This is a genomic window from Sorangium sp. So ce381 (assembly GCF_051473845.1).
Lineage (GTDB): Bacteria > Myxococcota_A > Polyangia > Polyangiales > Polyangiaceae > Sorangium > Sorangium atrum.
The window spans coordinates 11,562,646-11,580,609 of record NZ_CP150336.1; the positions used below are offsets into that span (position 1 = coordinate 11,562,646).

The window sequence follows — 17,964 nt, forward strand, 5'->3', positions numbered from 1 at the left end:
ATTTTCACGTGGCATGCTGATTGCCATACTCGGCGCACCCGCCATGCGAAGCCTGCTGTTCCTCACCCTGCTCCTCGCGGTTGGATGCTCGTTCAACCCGCAGCCTGAACCGCCGTTCCAGGATCCCTCTACGACGGCATCGTCGACGACCGGCGCGGCGGTCGGCAGCTCAGGTTCGGGTGGCACGGGCGCCGGCAACACGGCGGCAGGGACCAGCACTGGCAGCGGGGAAGCCGCGGGCGGTGGCGATGGGGGCGCAGCGGGCGGCGCGGGCGCTCAGGGCGGTGCTGGAGCGGGCGAGGGCGGCGCGGGCGGTCAGGGCGGCGCGGGCGGTCAGGGCGGCGCGGGCGGTCAGGGCGGCGCGGGCGGTCAGGGCGGCGCGGGCGGCGAGCCCTGCGGTGTGGGGGGCGCTGGAGGCGCTGGAGCGGTGGAATGCGGCTGAACGAGCACGCGGCCCGGGTGTGACGGCGGCGTCGACCCGGCGGTAAAAGCGAGCGAGAAGCAGCCGACGGATCGCGCTCGACGCAGCAGCGTTCCCGCGGACGAGAGCGCCGCGCAAGCGGGCAGGGAGATGCGCAGGGTGCTATGAGGAGGGAGCTTATGCGCCAGCTTGTCGTCCTTGTGTTCGGGGTCGTCCTCGCGGGCTGTGTCTTCAATCCACAACCGGAGCCTCCCGCTGAGGGGGGCATCGGGTGCGATTGCGACGACCTCGGCGCGACCGGCGCAGGAGGGAGCGTCGCCGCCGGTGATCCAGGACAAGAGGAAGGCGCGGGCGGCGGCGGCTTGCTGCCAGACGCGGCCGGTTCGAGCGGCGCCGGTCCGACCGGGTCCAGTGCGAGCACCGGGTCCGGTGCTAGCACCGGCTCAACCAGCACTGGGGGCGAACCGACCAGCCCAACCGGCAGCGGCGGTGCGGGCGGCGCGGGTGGCAAAACCAACGACGGTGGTGCGGGCGACGCAGGCGGCGAAGCCGGCGCCGGTGGCGAGGCCGGCAGCGGTGGTGCTGGCGGCGCGGGGGGCGCGGGTGGCGAAGCCGGCGCCGGTGGAGCGATCGGTCCAGACGGCGGATGAGGCGAAGGATGGGCCCGGCGCCCGCCGGCAGAGCGCTCGACGTCGTCTGACGCGGCGGCGCCGGCTCAGATCCCCGGCCGCCGTGGCCGCGCGTACTCGTCGAGCATGTTCGCTACCAGCTCGGCGAGCAGGCTGTCCGCCACGCGAAGGCGGCGCGACATCTCGCGCGCGATGTTCAGCACCAGCAGCGTGTACGATTTGAGATCGCGCCGGTAGAGCGTGTCGAGATCGTGCGCGGTGACACGCAGCAAGCGCGACGGTGCGATCGCCCGGACGGTCGCCGAGCGGGGCATCACGTCGAGGATCGACATCTCGCCGAACCAGTCGTTCGGCCCGAGGATCGCGACGCGCGCCTCGACGTCGCGCTTCGACCGCTTGAGCACTTCCATCTCCCCCGAGAGCAGCACGAACATCTCGCGGCCGCTGTCGCCCTCGCGAAAGGCGACGGCGCCCGGCTCCAGATCGAGCAGCTCCAGCGTGTCGGCGAGGCCCTGGAGGACGTGGTCGCCCAGGCCTCCGAACAGCCCGATCTCGCGCAGCTGCGTGATCAGCGCAGGGGGATGGCTCACCTGGATGCACCGAGGGCGCCCGCGGCGACCGTCCTGCCGGCTGACCCGACAACGCCTACCACCACGTCGCGAACATGCCCGCCTTCTCGCATCGCTCCACCTCGCGGTTCCGAGGAGATGTACCCCGTCGAGAGCGTACGCCGCAACACGAGCGTGCTCCGCGCGATCTGCACCAGAGGCCGCACTAGAGGTCCTTGGTGAACACGATCCGCGGACGCCCAGGCCCGGCGTAGTCCTCGACCTCGGCCGCCGACCAGCCGACCGCGGCGTGGAAGCGCACGGAGCCCTCGTTGCCCAGCGTCGTGATCGCCTTGAGCTGCCGGCAGCCCTCGCGGCGGCAGTCCTCCTCGAACGCCGCGTAGAGCATCCTGCCGACGCCGCGGCGGCGATAGTCCGGGTGAATGCCGACGAGGTGCACGTACCCGACCGCCGCGTCCGGGCACCTGAACCCGAGCAGGAAGCCGACGAGCAGCCCGCGATCCTCGACCACGCGCGCGAGCCTGCCGAGCTCGTAGAAGAAGATCGGGTGCGCGAGCGCGCTGGTTGGGCCTGCCCACCACCGATCGATCTCGCCCACGATCCGGTCGTAGTCGGGCTTCGTCAGCGGCCGTGTCTCCATGCATCACCTCACTCGAACGGTTCGGATCCCCTGCCCTCGATCCGCAGCGTCCGCGCACACGACACGAACGCCTCGCGAAGACCCTGCGCAGCCTAGCAGCCGCGCCGGCCTCCCCGTAAGCGCGCTCGTGGGATGCTCGGCTAGCCGCCGCGCGTCACGCCTGCTAGCGCTACCCTGTGCGTCACGAGAAAATCATCGTCGCTCCGTCGATCCTGTCGGCTGACTTCGGTCGTCTCGCCGAGGAAGTACGGGCCGCTGAGGCCGCCGGCGCCGACTGGATCCACGTCGACGTGATGGATGGCCGGTTTGTGCCAAACATCACGATCGGGCCGCTCGTGGTTCGCGCGGTCCGCGCCGCGACGCGTCTTCCCCTCGATGTCCACCTGATGATCGTCGAGCCCGAGCGCTACGTCGCGGAATTCGCGGCCGCCGGCGCCAATCGCATCTCGGTCCACGTCGAGGCGTCGCCTCACCTGCACCGGACGCTCCAGCAGATCAGGGACGCAGGCGCGAGCCCGGGCGTCGTGTTGAACCCCCACACGCCGGAGGAGTCGATCCGGCACGTGATGGCGGATATCGGTCTGGTGCTGGTGATGAGCGTCAACCCCGGGTTCGGCGGCCAGCGGTTCATCCCGGAGGCGCTCACGAAGCTGCGGAGCCTGCGCCAGACGATCGACCAGGCAGGCCTGGACATCGCGCTCGAGGTCGACGGCGGCGTCGCCCCGTCGACCGCCGGGCAGGTCATCGCCGCAGGGGCACGGGCGCTCGTCGCGGGCTCGGCGGTGTTCGGCGCTGTGGCGCCGGGAGAGGATCTGCCGTTCGACGCGCGCGTCGCGCGTTATGCCGAGGCGATCCGCACGCTCCGCGCGCCCGCCGGGGAGCCGTCGTGACCCGGCGCGTCGAGGACGCTGCCGCGGCGGGCCAGGGGCGCTGCGCGATGGGGGCGGCGCGCGCGACATGCGCGGCATGCGCGACGTCGAAGCGCGGCCGCTGGTGCGGCGCGGCGCTCGTGGCGGCGGCGGGGCTTGCGGCGGCGCCGGTGGGGACGGGTGGGCTGGTCGGGTTGGTCGGGGTGGCTGTGCTCGCCGGGTGCGCGCCGGCCGCCGCGCCTGCGGCGGCGCCGCGAGCGCAGGCCTCGGTTGCGGCGCTTCCTGCGGCGTCAGCCGCGCCTGGGCCGGTTGGGGGCGCAAGTCCGGTCGACGAGGGCGGGCTCGACGAGGACGCGGCTCGCCTGACCGACGGCGAGATCGCGCGCGTGCTCGCGCGCGTGGCGAAGGCGCGCGGCCTGCCGGTGCGCCGCGATGTGCGGAGCCGCGTGCTCGCCCGCGGGCAGATCCTGGAGCGGGTCCGCGCGCACGTGGAGCGAGAGATCCCCGAGGGCGTGCTCGATCACCAGCGCGAGGTGCTCGCGGCGCTCGAGCTCATCCCGGCCGATTACGACTTCACCGCCGGGATGTACCGCCTGCTCGAGGGCCGCATCGCGGGCTTCTACGAGCCGGAGGACGCGACGATGTACCTCGTCGACGATCTCACGGAGGCCGAGGCCGAGGAGACGCTGGCGCACGAGCTCGTCCATGCGCTCCAGGACCAGAGCTTCTCGCTGGGGAGGCTGCTCGACTTCAAGCTCGGCGACAGCGATCGCCTGGCGGCCACACACGCGCTCGTCGAGGGCGAGGCGATGAGCGCGATGTTCGACGTGCTGGTCGGCTCGGCGTTCCAGGTCGACGAGTCGATGCTCCGGAAGCTCGTGGCGATGTCGACGGCGCTGTCGTCCGTGGGCGACACGCCGCTCGTGCTGCAGGAGTCGCTGGGCGCCCCGTACACCGACGGCTTCGCGTTCGTGCAGGCGCTGCGCCGGGACGGCGGGTGGGCTTCGGTGGATGCGGTCTGGCGCGCGCTGCCGGAGACCACCGAGCAGCTGCTCCACCCCGAGAAGCTCGCCGCGCGGGAGCCCGCCGTCGCGGTGGCGGTCCCGACGGCCGCGGCGCTCGGCCCGGGGTTCCGCGTCGTCTTCGACGACGTGATGGGCGAGCAGGCGCTGCGCATCGCGTTCGCGGCGTATGCTCACCGCGACGCGGCGATCGGCGCGGCGGCGGGGTGGGGCGGGGATCGGTTCGCGGTGGTGCGGCGGGACGACCCGGAAGACCCGTCGCGGAAGGAGTTCGCGCTCGCGTGGCGGCTGCGGTTCGACAGCGCGGGCGACGCGGCCGAGGCGGGGAAGGTGATCGAGCGGCGCTTCGGGAAGGCGTGCAGGAGGCGGCCGGAGCTCGGGCCGATCGCGTGGACGGCGCGAGGGAGCGACGTGGCGATCGTGGCAGGGCCGTACGCGAGGCGCGGGGGAAGCGGGGGAGGGGAGGTCAGCGCGGCGGGGACGTGCGCGGGGGCGGGGAAGTGGCTGGCGGAGGTGATGAAGGGCGGGGTGGGGGGGCAGGCAGCGGGGACGGCGAGGGCGGGTACAGCGGCGGGGAGGGAGAAGTAAGGGGCGGAGGGCGGTGGGGGCGGTGGGAGATGCCGGTGTGGGCGGAAGGGTCGGGGCCGGGGCTGGAGAGCTCAGGCGCTGCCCGGAGCAGGGCAGGGTAGGGGGCGGGTCTCAGGGCGGCGTTGACAGGGGGCGGTAGAAGAGGCAGAAAAACGAGTCGTTCTGGATGTTTGGAGGAGTGGCCGAGCGGTCGAAGGCAGCGGTTTTGAAAACCGCCGTTGGGGCAACTCAACCAGGGGTTCGAATCCCTTCTCCTCCGCTGAATTCTTGAAGGCTTATTGGTACTTGGCGAGGTCTTCGCGAGGTCGAGAGCGGACAGCCGAGGACACGAGGGACCCCGAGATTTGGCAACCTTTTGGCGCGGCGGCTCGTCACGCACCGGTTCAGGGACGGTACCGGTGCCCGAGGTGCTCCGACCGGACCTCCGCGAGCTCGACGGCGGAACGTAGGCAATGCTCCTGCCCGTCGGTTCCCTCGCATGACGCTCCGGCAACCCGCGCCCGAGCGTTCTTGGGATGAGATCGGCGCTCAGCTTCCCACCTGTCAAGCGACAGAACTTTTACTGACGCTCTACACCACCAGCTTCGACCGGGTTCTACACGCGGGAAATCAGGTAGCGTGGACGTTCTCGCCGAGGTCGTTTTTCCCCTTGCTCGAACCGGCCATCCGAGCCTTGGTGCTAGCAAAGGCTTTCCTTCCACTCGCGTCGTTTGACGCCAACTTGGTGAGCAATGCAGAAAAGCCCGACCGTCATCACTCCGGCGAGGAATGCACCCAGGCGAAGGTTCGACCCTGCGCTTACGGGAGCAGTCGCCGAGGCGGCCGGCACGTCGGTGGAAGCTGATCGAGCGGAGCCATCGCGGGCTGGATGGCATGCGGAGGTGCGGCAGCCCGCTCGAGAACTGCCACGGGCGCGGGCTGTGCCTCCACCTGAACGGGGCCAAGGCGAAGCAGATCTCCTTCAAGCTTGGGAGCTGGAAGACGATGCGCTCGGGTGGGCGCATCGCTGAACCGAGCGGGCCCTCAGCGCGTCAGGCGAACGTCGCGCGAAGTCTCGGTGAGCGTCCAATCCGCTGGTGTAACGAGCAGAAAGCTGGCGAGTTGGTAAGGAAGCACCTGCTCCGGCCAGGAGCGTTCGTGGCGTTCGCGTTCACTGCGCAGCAAAAAACACACATTCATGCCGACGGCCATCCGATTGGCCGTAAAATTCATCAGCTCACGCTCTTCGGCAACTGTCACCCGGCAGCGGTCGATTGGGTATGTGGCCAGATGCCCCGCATGGATGTCCTCGATTGGGCCGTTGCGCCAGGCTACGTTCACGAGAGCGTTTGCGAACACGCGACTCGGGTGCTCGCTTACGACCGCGCGAGCCAGGGCGAGACGCTCGGCGTCCGTAACCTCGACAACTCGCTTCGCGATCTCCGGCAGTGCAAGCGGCCCGAAGGTCAGTTTCCGCTCCGATTTGGACGTCTTCGTCGGCATGGGCAGGTGGCAGACCGCGCGATTGACAAGCTGACCATAGAGCGCTCGATCGGCATTGAATAGATCCACCCAATGAGCAAGAGCAGCGGAGGACTCGATATTGATCCGCGCCATCTCGTCATCCGAGATTCGGCTCATCTCAGGAGAAGTGACTTCGCTCCATAATGGCTTGTTGCGGTCGGCGAGTACGGAGAAGTACGAGCCCCACCGAACACAGACCGCCGCCGCCGCGACGCCTTCCCTGCCGATCTCGGTGCCGGACGGTAGCTTGACCGGATCCGGCTTGGTCATGAGGTAGTCGAGCACCCGCCGGAACATGGGTTGGGTCGGTGACCGGATGATCCTATCCGGACCAACCAGGCCAGCATCGAGCGTCAGCTCGTCGTTAACGCGAACGCGAAGCGGTGCGGCTGGAAGAACCTCGTCAGGGAGCATTCCCGTCTCCTCCTGTCCGCTGCGGCCCGCGCGCATCTACCTTGGCTACACACCTGGTCACCGTGGGCCATTCTGGTGAACCATCGCCTTCGAGATACACGCACGGAGCTGGGTGCGCAAGCGCCCGTCGCGAGATCTATCTCCACCATGGACCCGAGCACGTGTGCCTCGCCGCCTCATGCAGCCCAGCGCGAGCGTGACCTCGCGGCGGTCGCGGCAAGCCTCGCCTCCCCTCGATTTGACCTCGGCATTCGCCCTGAAGGTCGGCATTCTCGGCACCGCATTGTCCGGCGCGCCACGATGGAGCTCATCTCCGGTCTCCACCGCCTCGAGGCGTTCCGTGCCCGCGGTCGGGAGGAGATCCTTGCATGCCTCATCGATGTCACCGACCTCCAGGCCGCGATGGTCGAGATCGACGAGAAGCTGATGCGAACCGAGCCGATCGCGTTCCAACGCTCCGAAGCGGAACTGAGCACGGAGCCTCGACATGCTGACGAAGTCCTGGCTCCCCTCAGGGCGCCACGACGGGGCTTCACGTTCATAGGGAAGACTGCTACCGTCGCGTCATCGCGCGGCAAAGAGCAGCGCGGACCGGGGGCCACATGAAGTTCTTTCACGCAGCGGACATCCACCTCGATAGCCCCCTGCGGGGCCTCGATCGGTACGACGGGGCGCCGGTGGACAAACTTCGTGGTGCGACACGACGTGCACTCGAGAATCTTGTGGCACAGTGCATCGAGGAGAAGGTGGCGTTTCTGCTCATCGCCGGCGATCTCTACGACGGCGACTGGACGGATTACAACACAGGGCTCTTCTTCGCGAAGCAGATGTCGCGCCTGCGCGAAGCGCGCATCCGAGTGTTCATCGTACGTGGCAATCACGATGCTCGGAGCAAGATCCTGCGATTGCCAGATGGCGTGCGTGAGCTGTCGGCGAAGAAGCCGGAGACGATCATGCTTGATGATCTCGGCGTGGCCGTGCACGGCCGGAGCTATGAGAAAGCCGATACCACCGAGGACCTCTCCGTCGCCTATCCCGCGCCGCGGGAAGGGTATTTTAATGTGGGCTTGTTGCATACATGTGCGAGCGGTCGTGAAGGTCATCAATCGTATGCCCCATGTTCGGTGAGTGACCTGGTAGCGAGGAGATACGATTATTGGGCTCTCGGGCATGTGCACGCGCGCGAGGTGCTCCACGAGTCCCCGTGGATCGTGTTCCCCGGGAACCTGCAGGGCAGGCATGCGCGCGAGACGGGGAAGAAGGGGGCGACGCTGGTGACCGTGGACGAGGGGCGGATCGTGGGGGTCGAGCCCCGGACCCTGGACGCGCTGCGCTGGGTGCGGTGCGAGGTGGATGCGCGCATGGCTTCGTCGGTCGATGATGTGATCGAGCTGTGCCGCGAGGCCTTGGCGCGCGAGGCAGACGCGGCGGAGGAGAGGATCGTGGCCGCGCGGATCGAGGTGACGGGGGCGACACGGGCGCATGGGGCGCTCGCGCGTGAGCCCGAGAAGTACCGGAGCGAGGTGCGCAGCGTGGCGAGCGACGCGGGCGAGATCTGGGTCGAGAAGATCAGCTTTCGCACTCGGAACCCGCTCGATGCCGAAGCGAGCCTCGGGGACGAGGCCGTAGGCGGGCTTTACCGGCAGCTCCGCACCATCTGCGAGGACGACGCCGAGATCGACAGGCTGCTGAGCGGGCTCGAGCCCTTGCGCAAAAAGCTTCCGGTGGAGCTAGATCACCTCGAAGGCGGAGGGAAGCTGGATCGGACGGCGCTCCGGCAGCTCGTCCGAGCGCTGCCCGAGACCCTGCTGCCGCTGCTCTTTGCAGGCGAGGACGCGTCGTGAAGATCCTCTCGCTCGATCTCCTTAGGTACGGGCCTTTCACGGGGCTATCGCTGGATTTCTCGGCGAATCCGCGCGCGTTGCACGTGATCTTCGGCTCGAACGCGGTCGGCAAGAGCACGACGCTGCGGGCGGTGCTGGGATTTCTCTTCGAAATGCCCAAGGACACCCAGGACGCGCACGATCGGGACTACAAGAAGCTCCGGGTCGGCGCGCTCCTCGAGGCCGAGGACGGGCGGACCTTACAGCTCGTCCGACGCAAGGGGCTCAAGCAGACATTGCTGGATACCGCCGAGCAGCCGATGGAGGAGAGGCAGCTGCAGGCGTTGCTCGGCGGGGTGACGGAGGAGCAGTACAAGGTGATGTTCGGCCTCTCCCACGAGGCGCTCGTGGACGGCGGTGTGGCGCTGCTCAAGGGAGGCGGCGATCTCGGAGAGAGCTTGTTCGCGGCCGGGCTCGGGGGCACGCGCGTGCATGCGGTGCTGGAGAGGCTCGATGCGGAGGCGGAGGAGATCTTCACGCCCCTCGGGAAGCACAAGAAGAAGCTCAACGCCGCGCTCGAGAGCTACAAGAGCGCGAAGAAGGGAGCCGCAGATCGATCTCAGCCGGCGAAGGAGTGGGAGCAGCTCCAGAAGGACCTCGCTGATGGGCAGGCGCACGCCGCGACCCTGGCCAGGGAGCTCTCCGAGCTTCAGGCGAAGCAACGGCGTCTGTCACGCATGGAGCAGGCGCTGGTGCCCATCGCCGAACGGGACAGGATCCTCGGGATGCTGAAGGAGCATGAGGGCGCGGTGTTCTTGCCCGAGACGGCGCCCGAGGCGCGGCGGAAGGCCGAGAGCACGCTCGCAGAGACGGAGCCGCGCGAGGAGCGGCTCGGCCGCGAGATCGCGGATCTGACCGCGCAGATGGAGCGGTTGCCGGTGCCGGAGGCGCTGCTCGCGCAGGGGGCCTCGATCACGGCGATCCAGGACGGGCTCGGCAACCACAAGAAGGCGGCGGGGGTGGATTTGCCGCGGCTCCGCGGCGAGCTGCGCCAGATCGAAGACACGATCGAGTCGCTCCTGGGGCGGCTCGGGCGGCGCGTGCCCGTGGAGGAGGTGGGAAGCCTCGCCGTCGCGCCGGGCGTGGAGGCGCGTGTCCGCGCGCTCCTCAAGCAGCGCATCGGACTCGAGCGCGACCTCGCCGGGGCGACGAAGGCGCTCACCGAGGCTGAGAACAAGCTCGGGGGCGAGCGAATCAAGCTCGCGGCCCAGCCCGCTCCGGTGGATGTGACGGCGCTCGTGCGCACGCACGAGATCGTGCAGCGGGACGGGGATCTGGAGAAGGTCCTCGGTGAGCTGCGCGGCGAGGCGAAGACGATGGCGGCGCGGCTTGAGGCCGAGCTCTCGGCGCTCGGCGTGACGCACCTCTCGCTCGAGAAGGTGGGCGCGCTGCCGGTGCCACTGCCAGAGACGGTGGAGATGTTTGCTCGCGACTTCGCCGCTCGGGACACCGAGCGGAAGTCGCTCGCTAACTCGCTGGCGGAGCGCAAGAAGCGCTTCGGGGAACTGGAGCGCGAGATCGAGGCGTTGCGGCGCGGCGAGGAGGTGCCCACGGAGGGGGACCTGGCGACGGCGCGGCGCGAGCGTGACGGGCACTGGAAGCGGGTGCGGCAGGCGTGGCTCGGGGAGCCGGCGGAGGAGGGGGCGGCAGGGGCGGGGCTCTCGGCGCGCGAGATTGCGGATCATCACGAGACGAGCGGGCGGCGGGCGGATGAGCTGTCGGACCGGCTCAGGAGAGAGGCAGATCGGGTGGCGAAGTTCGCGACGCTCTCAGCCGATCGCGATCAGGCGGCGCGTGGCATCGAGGAGTCCGTGACCGCGGCGGAGCAGGCGCGGACAGCGGAGGAAGCAGAGCAGGGGCGGTGGCAAGCCGCCTGGACAGCGGCGGGGATCGCGCCGCGCTCGCCGGGCGAGATGCTGGCCTTCCTGGGGCGCTACCAGAAGCTCGTGGAGGAGAAGGCGAGGCTCGAGGAGGTGCGGCGGCGGGAGCAGGCCCAGAGGGAGCGCATCGAGGGGCATCGGGAGGCACTCGCTGCGGCGCTAGAGGCGCTCGGCATGGCAGCTGGGCCGCGGCACGGGTTGCTCGCGCTGGTTGCGCATGCGCGTGAGGTGGCGGAGCGGGAGGGGAAAGCGCAGCGGGAGCGGGAAGCGGTCGCGAAAGAGGTGCGCCGGTGGGAGATCGAACTCGAGGGGCTCTCCGGCGCACTCGCGGGGCGGCAGCGGGAGCAAATGGCGTGGGCCGAGCAGTGGTCGGCGGTGATGCTGGCGCTCGGGGGGTCGGCGGCGACCGGGATCGAGGAAGCCGAGGAGGTGCTGACGTTGCGCGCGGATCTCGCCCAACAAGGGAAGGGAGCCCGGGAGCTGCGGCGGCGCATCGCGGGGATCGAGCGCGATGCGGCCGATTTCAAGGTGCAGGTCGAGGGGCTGGCGCGGCTCACGGCGCCAGATCTTGCGGGCATTCCGCTGGAGCAGGCGGCGGCGGCGCTGCTGGAGCGGTCCAAGGATGGGGAGACGAACCGGCAGCTCAAGCAGGCGCTCGAGAAGGACCTCAAGGAGAAGCAGCAGGACCTGCTCGCCACGCGGGAGAAGCGGCGAGCGGCGGAGCGTGCGCTCAAACAGCTCATGGAGGAAGCCCGGGCCCAGGATGTGTCCGAGCTCGTGGCCGCTGAGGATCGATCGGCCGTAGCGCGGAAGCTCCGGCAGGATCGGGAGATCGTCGAGATGCGGCTCTCAACGATCGGCGGGGGGCTCAGCGTAGAGGCGCTCCTGGAGGAGTGCCGCGGGACGAACGCGGATACGCTTGCGCAGCGTCTGGCGGAGGTGGAGCGGCAGATCGCGGACGTGGATCGGGAGCGGACGCGGGTGAACGAGGAGGTGGGGCAGCTCCGGCAGCGGCTGCTCTCGATGGATGGGAGCGACCTGGCGGCGGAGGAGCTGACGCGGGCGGAGCAGCACCTGGCGTCGATCAGCGCGCTGGTCGACGACTATGCGCGGGCGAAGCTCGCGGCGGATCTGCTACGGCGAGCGATGGAGCAATACCGCGAGAAGAACCAGGGCCCGCTGGTACGGCGGGCGAGCGAGCTGTTTGCGAGGCTATCGCTGGGTACCTTCTCGGGGCTGCGGGGGGATCGCGACGATCAGGATCGGCCCATGCTCCGCTGCGTGCCGAGGGCCGGGGATCCGGTGGAGGTGAGGGCGCTGTCCGATGGGACGCGCGATCAGCTTTTCCTGGCGCTCCGTGTGGCGAGCCTGGAGCAGTATTTCACGAAGAGCGAGCCATTGCCGCTGGTGCTCGACGATGTGCTCATCCATTTCGACGACGCGCGCGCACGCGCCGCGCTCGAGGTCCTCGGGGAGCTGTCGCAGCGGACGCAGATCCTCTTCTTTACCCATCACGCGCGGCTCGTCGAGCTGGCCGAGGCGACGTTGCCGGCGAGCACGCTCTGCCGGCATGACCTCGATGATCTGGTGGCGAAGGCGGCGGTGAACGTCACGGCGCCATGACGCAGCCCGATCCACTCCGCAGCGATCGCGTGGCCCCGCGCCCGCGAATTTGAAACCGCGCGCCCTTCAATGACCACATGTTAGAGTCGCTCAGATCATGCTTCGACGGCTTGCCTCAAGGCAGCGATGCATCCCCTGGACGTCAAGCATGCCGCTCGCGTACGTAGCGCTCAGAAGCTCTTCGGAAAGGTACTCGTCGTACTTCTCTACAGCTTTATTCCTCACCGTTCTTGCCAGCGCAACTGAGTCACCCGGTCCTTCATCAACAATATCGCTCAGCGTCGCCAAGATGCGCTCGGGCGTCGCCCGGGAGATGAGCAGCGCTACGCCGAGCCCGGCCACCTCGAATCCACGGTTCGCCATCATGACGGCCGTAGTGTTCATGACGCGGTCTCCCGCCCACGGAAACAGTACGGCGTCACGACCCCAGGCGATCACTTGCCGTTCGCGCAGGCCGAGCCGGTCGAAGTTGGTCCGTCCCTCCACGAGTAGTTCACTCGCCCTCGGGTCCACGAAGCTTGGGATCTCGAAGGACTCGTACAGTTCCCGCATGCGTTCTCGCACCCGATCGTGGACGAACCCGGCCCCGTCACCGAAGCTCGGGACGCGACCGCCCCCCGCGGCCGCCAGGTCGGCTACCTTGTGCTCGAGGTCGACGCTGAGGATACGCCAGCGACGCCCGCCGAAGATCAGGTACGCACCCTCGACGAGCGGGTTCTTGACCGGCAAGGTGCCGAGCGTGCGCCCTTCGTTCACCAAGCGGAACTCTTCCGGCGTCTGGAACGCGGTGAAGAAGGAGTAGTGGTTCACCACCCGCTCACCTGTGCGGTCGAGCAGCAGCGTCCCGTCGCTGCTCTGGGTTACCACCTCGGCATATCCTAGGCAACGCAGGAGGCTCGCAAACATCGCCCTGGAAATGTCGGCGAACGGTCCGGTCTCGCAGAGCACCCGGTACGCATCCAGCGGCTTGACGCCGCCGTGCTGGGCGATTGTGGAGAGAAGCTGTTGGACCAGCGTCGACAGGTGCAGCTTCCCCCGAACGGGGGGCTCGCACCACTTCTCGAGGAGCAGGGAGACGATCGCGATCGTCTGGACCAGCTGCGCCCGGATCTGCTGGGGTGGCGAGGTCGTGTCCGTGACCTCTTCCTCCCGTACGTAGGCTCGCAGGATGGCCGGCTCGCCCTCCCTCCTCCCCGATCGACCCAGCCGCTGCCGCAGGCTGGCCACCGAGAACGGCGCGCCGAGCTGTGCCACGCTCCTCACACTGCCGATGTCGATGCCCATCTCCAGCGTGCTGGTACAGACCACGTTGACCGGCCCCGGGATCTCCTTCTTGAGACGGGCCTCGACGTCCTCGCGCAACTCCTTCGCCAGACTGCCGTGATGTGCGAAGAATTCGTTCGGCACGCGCTCACGCTCGGACTTGCGGGCGAGCAAATCGGCATATAGCTCTACCTCTCCGCGCCGGTTCGCGAAGATCAGATTGTCCGAGCCGCGCAGCGTCCGGAAGAGCTGGTCAGCGATCGCGTGGACATCCTCCGTCACCTCGTCCTCCGGCGTGCCCTCCGGGCGCCGCGTGAGGAAGCCGCGCACGATCAGCCGCAACTCGCCGCCGCCCGCAGCGGAGGTGATCATCTGCACCTCGTCTGCATGCCATGGACGGAGGAACTCCGCGGCGATCTTCATATCCCCCAGGGTAGCACTGAGGGCCACGCGAGGAACGCGGCGCTTCACGGCGACCTCCATCCGGTGGAGCAGGGATTGAAGCTGTCGGCCCCGCTCCGACCCTACGAAGGAGTGCAGCTCGTCAATCACCGCGTACGAGATCGGCTGGAACAGGCGCGCGATCTGCGACCCGTGGACGACGAAGAGCGCTTCCAGCGACTCGGGCGTGATGAGGAGGATTCCGCCCGGATGCTGGAGAAATCGCCTCTTCCGCTCCGAGGAGACGTCGCCATGCCAGCGATGCACCGGGATGTCGAGGCGCTCGCAGAGCCGCTCGAGGCGCCGGAATTGATCATTGATGAGGGCTTTGAGCGGGCTCACGTACAGCGCCCGCACCCCTGTGCCTTCCCCCTCGAGGATCCGGGTGCAAATCGGAAAGAAGGCCGCTTCCGTCTTGCCGCTTGCCGTCGCTGCCGAGAGAATCACGTCGCGCTCGCCGGAAAAGATGGGCTCGACCGCGAGCTCCTGAAGGTCCCGGAGCTCCTTCCACTGCTCATCCCAGATCCAGCGCTGGATCTTCTCGTGCAATCGACCAAATGCCGGGACGGGCGCACCTGGCTCATACTCAGAGTTTGAAGGTGGCAAGATCGTCATCCTCCTCGCTCCCCGCCCCCGTCGTCTCATTGGTTGAGCTCGTCCGTTCTTCGCCGGGTAGAGGCGCCAGATCGGGGTTTGAGTCCGACGTGATGTCCACCGCACCCACGAGCTCGGTCCAGGACACCCCGCGATTTTGATCGAGGACTGCGAGTAAATTCACGAACGCGGTGATCGTGTTTCGAGGCGTGCGGAAGTACGCGTCTCCGATCCGTTTGGAGCAGTGGTTCATGAAGGCCGCGAGACCATCGTCCGGCAGCACATACTGGGCGGGATCCCCCGACGCATAGACGAGGCGCAGCTTGCCGAGCAGGATGTAGAGGTCTTCGGGCGTGAGGTTCGCGAGGCGCAGGACGGGGCCGGTGAAGTCGACCAGTCCGCTCTTCGTGAACATGTTCTCGGCCAGCCGCGACTGGAGCGCCTGATAACTGTACAGACCCCGTCGCGTGTCGAGCAGGAACTCCGGCGTCCCGCCCAGCACGAAGCCGAGGCCCTCGGCCGTTCCCTGCAGGCAATCGTTCAGGAGGCGGAGTATCTGCTCGTAGTTGGCGCTGCGCGACTTCGTGTTGGCGAGCTTGTAGAGGTTCACGAGCTCGTCTAGGCACACGAACAGGCCCGCGTATCCCGCCTGGCGTACGAAGCGGGCGAGGAGCTTCAGCATGTCGTACCAGTTGGCGTCGTCCACGATGGTGCGGACGCCGAGCGCCGCCTTGGCATCGGTCTTCGTGGAGAACTCTCCTCGGAGCCATCGCACGGCGTCGGACTTGAGCGTCTCGTTGCCCGTGTCATGGCCGCGCCAGTAGGCCGATATCACCTCGGCGAAATCGTAGCCTCCCACGAGCTCTGACAGGGTCTGGAGCCGCTCACGGATGACCAGCTCCGGGCTGACTCCACGCTCTCGTGCCTTTTCCAGCGCCGAGGTGATGAAGCGTTCCACGACACTGGCGAGCGCACCTCCGTCCGGCTTGGAACGCGTCGCCGCGTTCCGCATCAGCTCCGTATAGAGCGAGCGCGCCTGGCCCCCCGTGCCCTGGAGTCTCCGGTCCGGACCGAGGTCCGCGTGGATCGTCACGAGGCGCTTCTCCAGCGCGATGGATCGGACCAGGTGCAGGAAGAATGTCTTTCCGGAGCCGTACTCACCGATGACGAATCGGACCGACGAGCCGTTGTCGCCGATGCGCTCGATGTCGGAGACGAGCGCTTTGACCTCGGCGGCGCGTCCCACCTGGATGTGCTGCTGGCCGCTGCGGGGCACGACCCCGGCGCGCAGCGACTGGAGGATGGCATCGCGCTCCTTGGGTCGGATCCGGACCACGTTGTTCATGCGCAGAGCTCCTTCATCACGTCGGCATCCACTTCAATGAGATCGTCTCCGGACCACGCCGCGCTGCCGCAGAGCTCGAAGGCCGCGTCGTTCACTACCTCGAGCGCGCCGTCCGTAAGCAACCCGAAGCCTGCCGCGAGCGCCTCGACCTCGGCACGCGTCCACTCGGCGCGCTCTGCGAGCTTGCGAACGAAGGCCGAGTGCGCCGCGTTCAGGTTGCGCACCGGAGGCGCCGAGGTCTTCGCCTGCGCATCACCGGCGGCATGATCGCCGTTCGTGCTCACGGTTGTGCTCGGCTGGGCCTGCTCTTCTTCAACGAAGATCGAACCGAGCAGCGCGGCGACCGCCGACGTCTCCGCGAGCTTGGCCTGGACGCTTGCCATGTCGAGCGCGATGCTACCGCCGGACGACCTGGGAGGCGGCGGAACGGGGTAGCCCTTCGAGGTTTCCCCGGCCTGCACGGTCACTGCGTCCATCGCCGGGGAAGCCTTGGCGCCGGCCAGGGCATGGATACGGCGATACACCTCGGATGCCTCGAGGCCGAGGGTGGGGAAGAGCTTGGTCAGCAGTTTGACCTCGCCTGGATCGATGCGCCCGTCGGCGCCGGCCATGGCCACCAGGAAGTCGGCGACGGCGCCTCGCTGCTCGGCGCTGAGCGCGGCGATGCGCTTCTTCACGCCGGCGACCCCAGGCCGCTCGTGCACAAGCCAGCGCACGTGGGCCGACAAGCGCAAGCGCTCCGGAGACGAGAGCTCTGCCATGGCGTCGAGCCGCGCCTCGAGCTGCTTCTCTTCGGCCTCGCTGATCTCCCCATCGGCCGCCGCCAGCGCCACCGCCAGGTGCATGAGCAGCGTGACCGCTCGGTAGTGCGTGGATGCGGCGGTCGGCGCGTCATCACCGATTCGGAACACCACGATCCTTCCCTCCGCGCTCGGGATCTCACCGCCAAAGCGAACGTCCGGCTCGACGCCATACCCTTTCTTCTGCAGTAGCTGCAGTAGCGCCACGATCTCCGCCTTAACGCGCCGCGCACGCAGTAGCTCGGCCGCCGGCACGAGCGCTGTTTGCTTTCCCTCGAGGTGGCCCTCGATCATCCCGACCAGCGCGATGACCTCTTGTCCTTGGTGCGTCGCGAGCAGCTCCGGGGGCAGTAACCCTGCAGCCGTGGCGCTCCCCCGCTGGTCAGGGTTGCGCCCGATCCAGCGGCTGAAGGGGTCGAGATCGCTCGCGCACTGCTCAACGACCTGTCGTAGCTTCTCGGCGGCCTTCCTGCGACCCGTCACATCGGACACGCCCGGCGCCGTGAGACGGAGCGCTCCACCAAAGGAGGCGCTTGCAGGCCTGTAGTGGACGACGAGGTCCTTGTTTCCGGGCTTCTGGATCATGCCCTCCCCGAACGCCTGGTGATAGCGGATTCGGAAGAGCTCCCGGAGCTCTTCTGGGCACCGCCGAACGGGTGTGGTGAGGCGTGCCTCCGGGTCACAGAACACCCATGCCAGAGCCCAGTCCGCCGGCATCGGGCGTCCGTCACGAGCCAGCTGTCCGAGCCCTAGCTTGAGGAGCAGCGGAAAGTCTCCACCCGCGGATGCGGTCGGCGGAGCGCAGCGTTCGTAGACGCGGGCTCTGGCGTCCACCCACATCGCCGCGAGGAACTCGGTGGCATAGCCTCGGAAGGAGTTGCTTCGCGAGTAGATGGTAAGGAGTCGCTCGACCTCGGTGTAGATCGCTTCTCGCTCGCCGTCGGCGAGAGCGCCGCGCTGTGCGTCCGCGAGAGCGCGGCGCTCCAGGCCATAAAAGAACAGGAATACGTACCCGATGTAGGCGTCGGGATCGCGCCTGCCGCCAGCCAGCCATTCGAGGTAAGCCGCCCGCTCTGCGGGTCCGATATTGCTGTACGAGGGCCAGTACTGCATGCCGGCACCGGATCGGTTCGCGTTCGCGCGGTCGACCAGCAGGCGCGGATCGATCAACGCCGGCTCGACGTTCAGCAGCGCACTGACCGGGGGTAGCCTCTCACCCACATAGATCATTCCACCGTTGAGCTCGTAGCCCGCAACCACGGTTGACGCTCCCGGAGCAATCCATGGACCTCGGCCGACGGGTGGTCGCTCGATCGCTACGGACCGTGGCGGCTCGACCGGAGCGGGGCGTTCCGGCGGCTGCGCCGGTGCCGCTACCAGAGCGACGGGCGCCACCAAGCTCACGGCAGGACGCGACCATGGCGCTGGCTGGGATGGCTCTGGGACGGCGCTCATGATCACCGTTCCGCCGTTCGGAACT

At 68.3% G+C, this 17,964-nt stretch carries 12 protein-coding genes and 1 tRNA gene; 7 read left to right on the plus strand and 6 right to left on the minus strand.

The features are described from left to right. The first annotated feature begins 43 nt into the window (after positions 1 to 43). Positions 44 to 442, plus strand: a complete 399-nt coding sequence (locus WMF29_RS43425) for a hypothetical protein (RefSeq protein WP_437325920.1) — start codon at positions 44 to 46, stop codon at positions 440 to 442. Positions 443 to 1,136: 694 nt separating this feature from the next. Here the strand turns inward: WMF29_RS43425 and WMF29_RS43430 are convergent. Together WMF29_RS43430 and WMF29_RS43435 are read right to left on the minus strand one after the other, a co-directional pair. Beyond that, a complete protein-coding gene (locus WMF29_RS43430) occupies positions 1,137 to 1,640 on the minus strand; it encodes a cyclic nucleotide-binding domain-containing protein (RefSeq protein WP_437325921.1) in 504 nt (167 codons plus the stop codon). 184 nt (positions 1,641 to 1,824) lie between these two features. Beyond that, positions 1,825 to 2,259, minus strand: a complete 435-nt coding sequence (locus tag WMF29_RS43435; protein WP_012240797.1) for a GNAT family N-acetyltransferase — start codon at positions 2,257 to 2,259, stop codon at positions 1,825 to 1,827. Between the two features lie 176 nt (positions 2,260 to 2,435). Between WMF29_RS43435 and rpe the strand changes: the two genes are divergently transcribed. The 3 genes from rpe to WMF29_RS43450 all read left to right on the plus strand — a co-directional run bounded on the left by rpe (position 2,436) and on the right by WMF29_RS43450 (position 4,997). Further along, positions 2,436 to 3,149, plus strand: a complete 714-nt coding sequence (rpe, locus tag WMF29_RS43440; RefSeq protein WP_437325922.1) for a ribulose-phosphate 3-epimerase — start codon at positions 2,436 to 2,438, stop codon at positions 3,147 to 3,149. Next, on the plus strand, positions 3,146 to 4,738 hold the full coding sequence (locus tag WMF29_RS43445; protein WP_437325923.1) for a hypothetical protein: 1,593 nt from the start codon (positions 3,146 to 3,148) through the stop codon (positions 4,736 to 4,738). The genes rpe and WMF29_RS43445 overlap by 4 nt, the downstream gene beginning before the upstream one ends. A 172-nt stretch (positions 4,739 to 4,910) precedes the next feature. Next, positions 4,911 to 4,997 (plus strand) — tRNA-Ser (locus tag WMF29_RS43450). Positions 4,998 to 5,761: 764 nt separating this feature from the next. Here the strand turns inward: WMF29_RS43450 and WMF29_RS43455 are convergent. After that, complete coding sequence (locus WMF29_RS43455) at positions 5,762 to 6,655, minus strand: hypothetical protein (RefSeq protein ID WP_437325924.1); 894 nt, start codon at positions 6,653 to 6,655, stop codon at positions 5,762 to 5,764. 300 nt (positions 6,656 to 6,955) lie between these two features. Here WMF29_RS43455 and WMF29_RS43460 point away from each other — a divergent pair, with 300 nt between their 5' ends. The 3 genes from WMF29_RS43460 to WMF29_RS43470 are packed head-to-tail and all read left to right on the plus strand — an operon-like array spanning position 6,956 to position 12,041. Continuing rightward, positions 6,956 to 7,261 carry a hypothetical protein gene (locus WMF29_RS43460; protein WP_437325925.1) on the plus strand — a complete coding sequence of 102 codons (306 nt, stop codon included), beginning with the start codon at positions 6,956 to 6,958 and terminating at the stop codon, positions 7,259 to 7,261. Then, the gene (locus WMF29_RS43465) at positions 7,258 to 8,499 is read left to right on the plus strand and encodes a metallophosphoesterase family protein (RefSeq protein ID WP_437325926.1); all 1,242 of its coding nucleotides are present in this window, start codon (positions 7,258 to 7,260) and stop codon (positions 8,497 to 8,499) included. The genes WMF29_RS43460 and WMF29_RS43465 overlap by 4 nt, the downstream gene beginning before the upstream one ends. Then, positions 8,496 to 12,041, plus strand: coding sequence for an AAA family ATPase (locus WMF29_RS43470; RefSeq protein ID WP_437325927.1), 3,546 nt, complete (start codon positions 8,496 to 8,498; stop codon positions 12,039 to 12,041). The genes WMF29_RS43465 and WMF29_RS43470 overlap by 4 nt, the downstream gene beginning before the upstream one ends. Before the next feature lie 90 nt (positions 12,042 to 12,131). On the opposite strand, the gene WMF29_RS43475 is transcribed toward WMF29_RS43470, so the two are convergent. The 3 genes from WMF29_RS43475 to WMF29_RS43485 are packed head-to-tail and all read right to left on the minus strand — an operon-like array spanning position 12,132 to position 17,939. Next, on the minus strand, positions 12,132 to 14,294 hold the full coding sequence (locus WMF29_RS43475) for a DEAD/DEAH box helicase (protein WP_437325928.1): 2,163 nt from the start codon (positions 14,292 to 14,294) through the stop codon (positions 12,132 to 12,134). A 37-nt stretch (positions 14,295 to 14,331) separates the two neighbouring features. Next, positions 14,332 to 15,684, minus strand: coding sequence for an ATP-binding protein (locus WMF29_RS43480; protein WP_437325929.1), 1,353 nt, complete (start codon positions 15,682 to 15,684; stop codon positions 14,332 to 14,334). Next, positions 15,681 to 17,939: a TerB N-terminal domain-containing protein gene (locus WMF29_RS43485; protein WP_437331229.1), complete on the minus strand. Its 2,259-nt coding sequence runs from the start codon at positions 17,937 to 17,939 to the stop codon at positions 15,681 to 15,683. The genes WMF29_RS43480 and WMF29_RS43485 overlap by 4 nt, the downstream gene beginning before the upstream one ends. Positions 17,940 to 17,964: the final 25 nt, after the last annotated feature.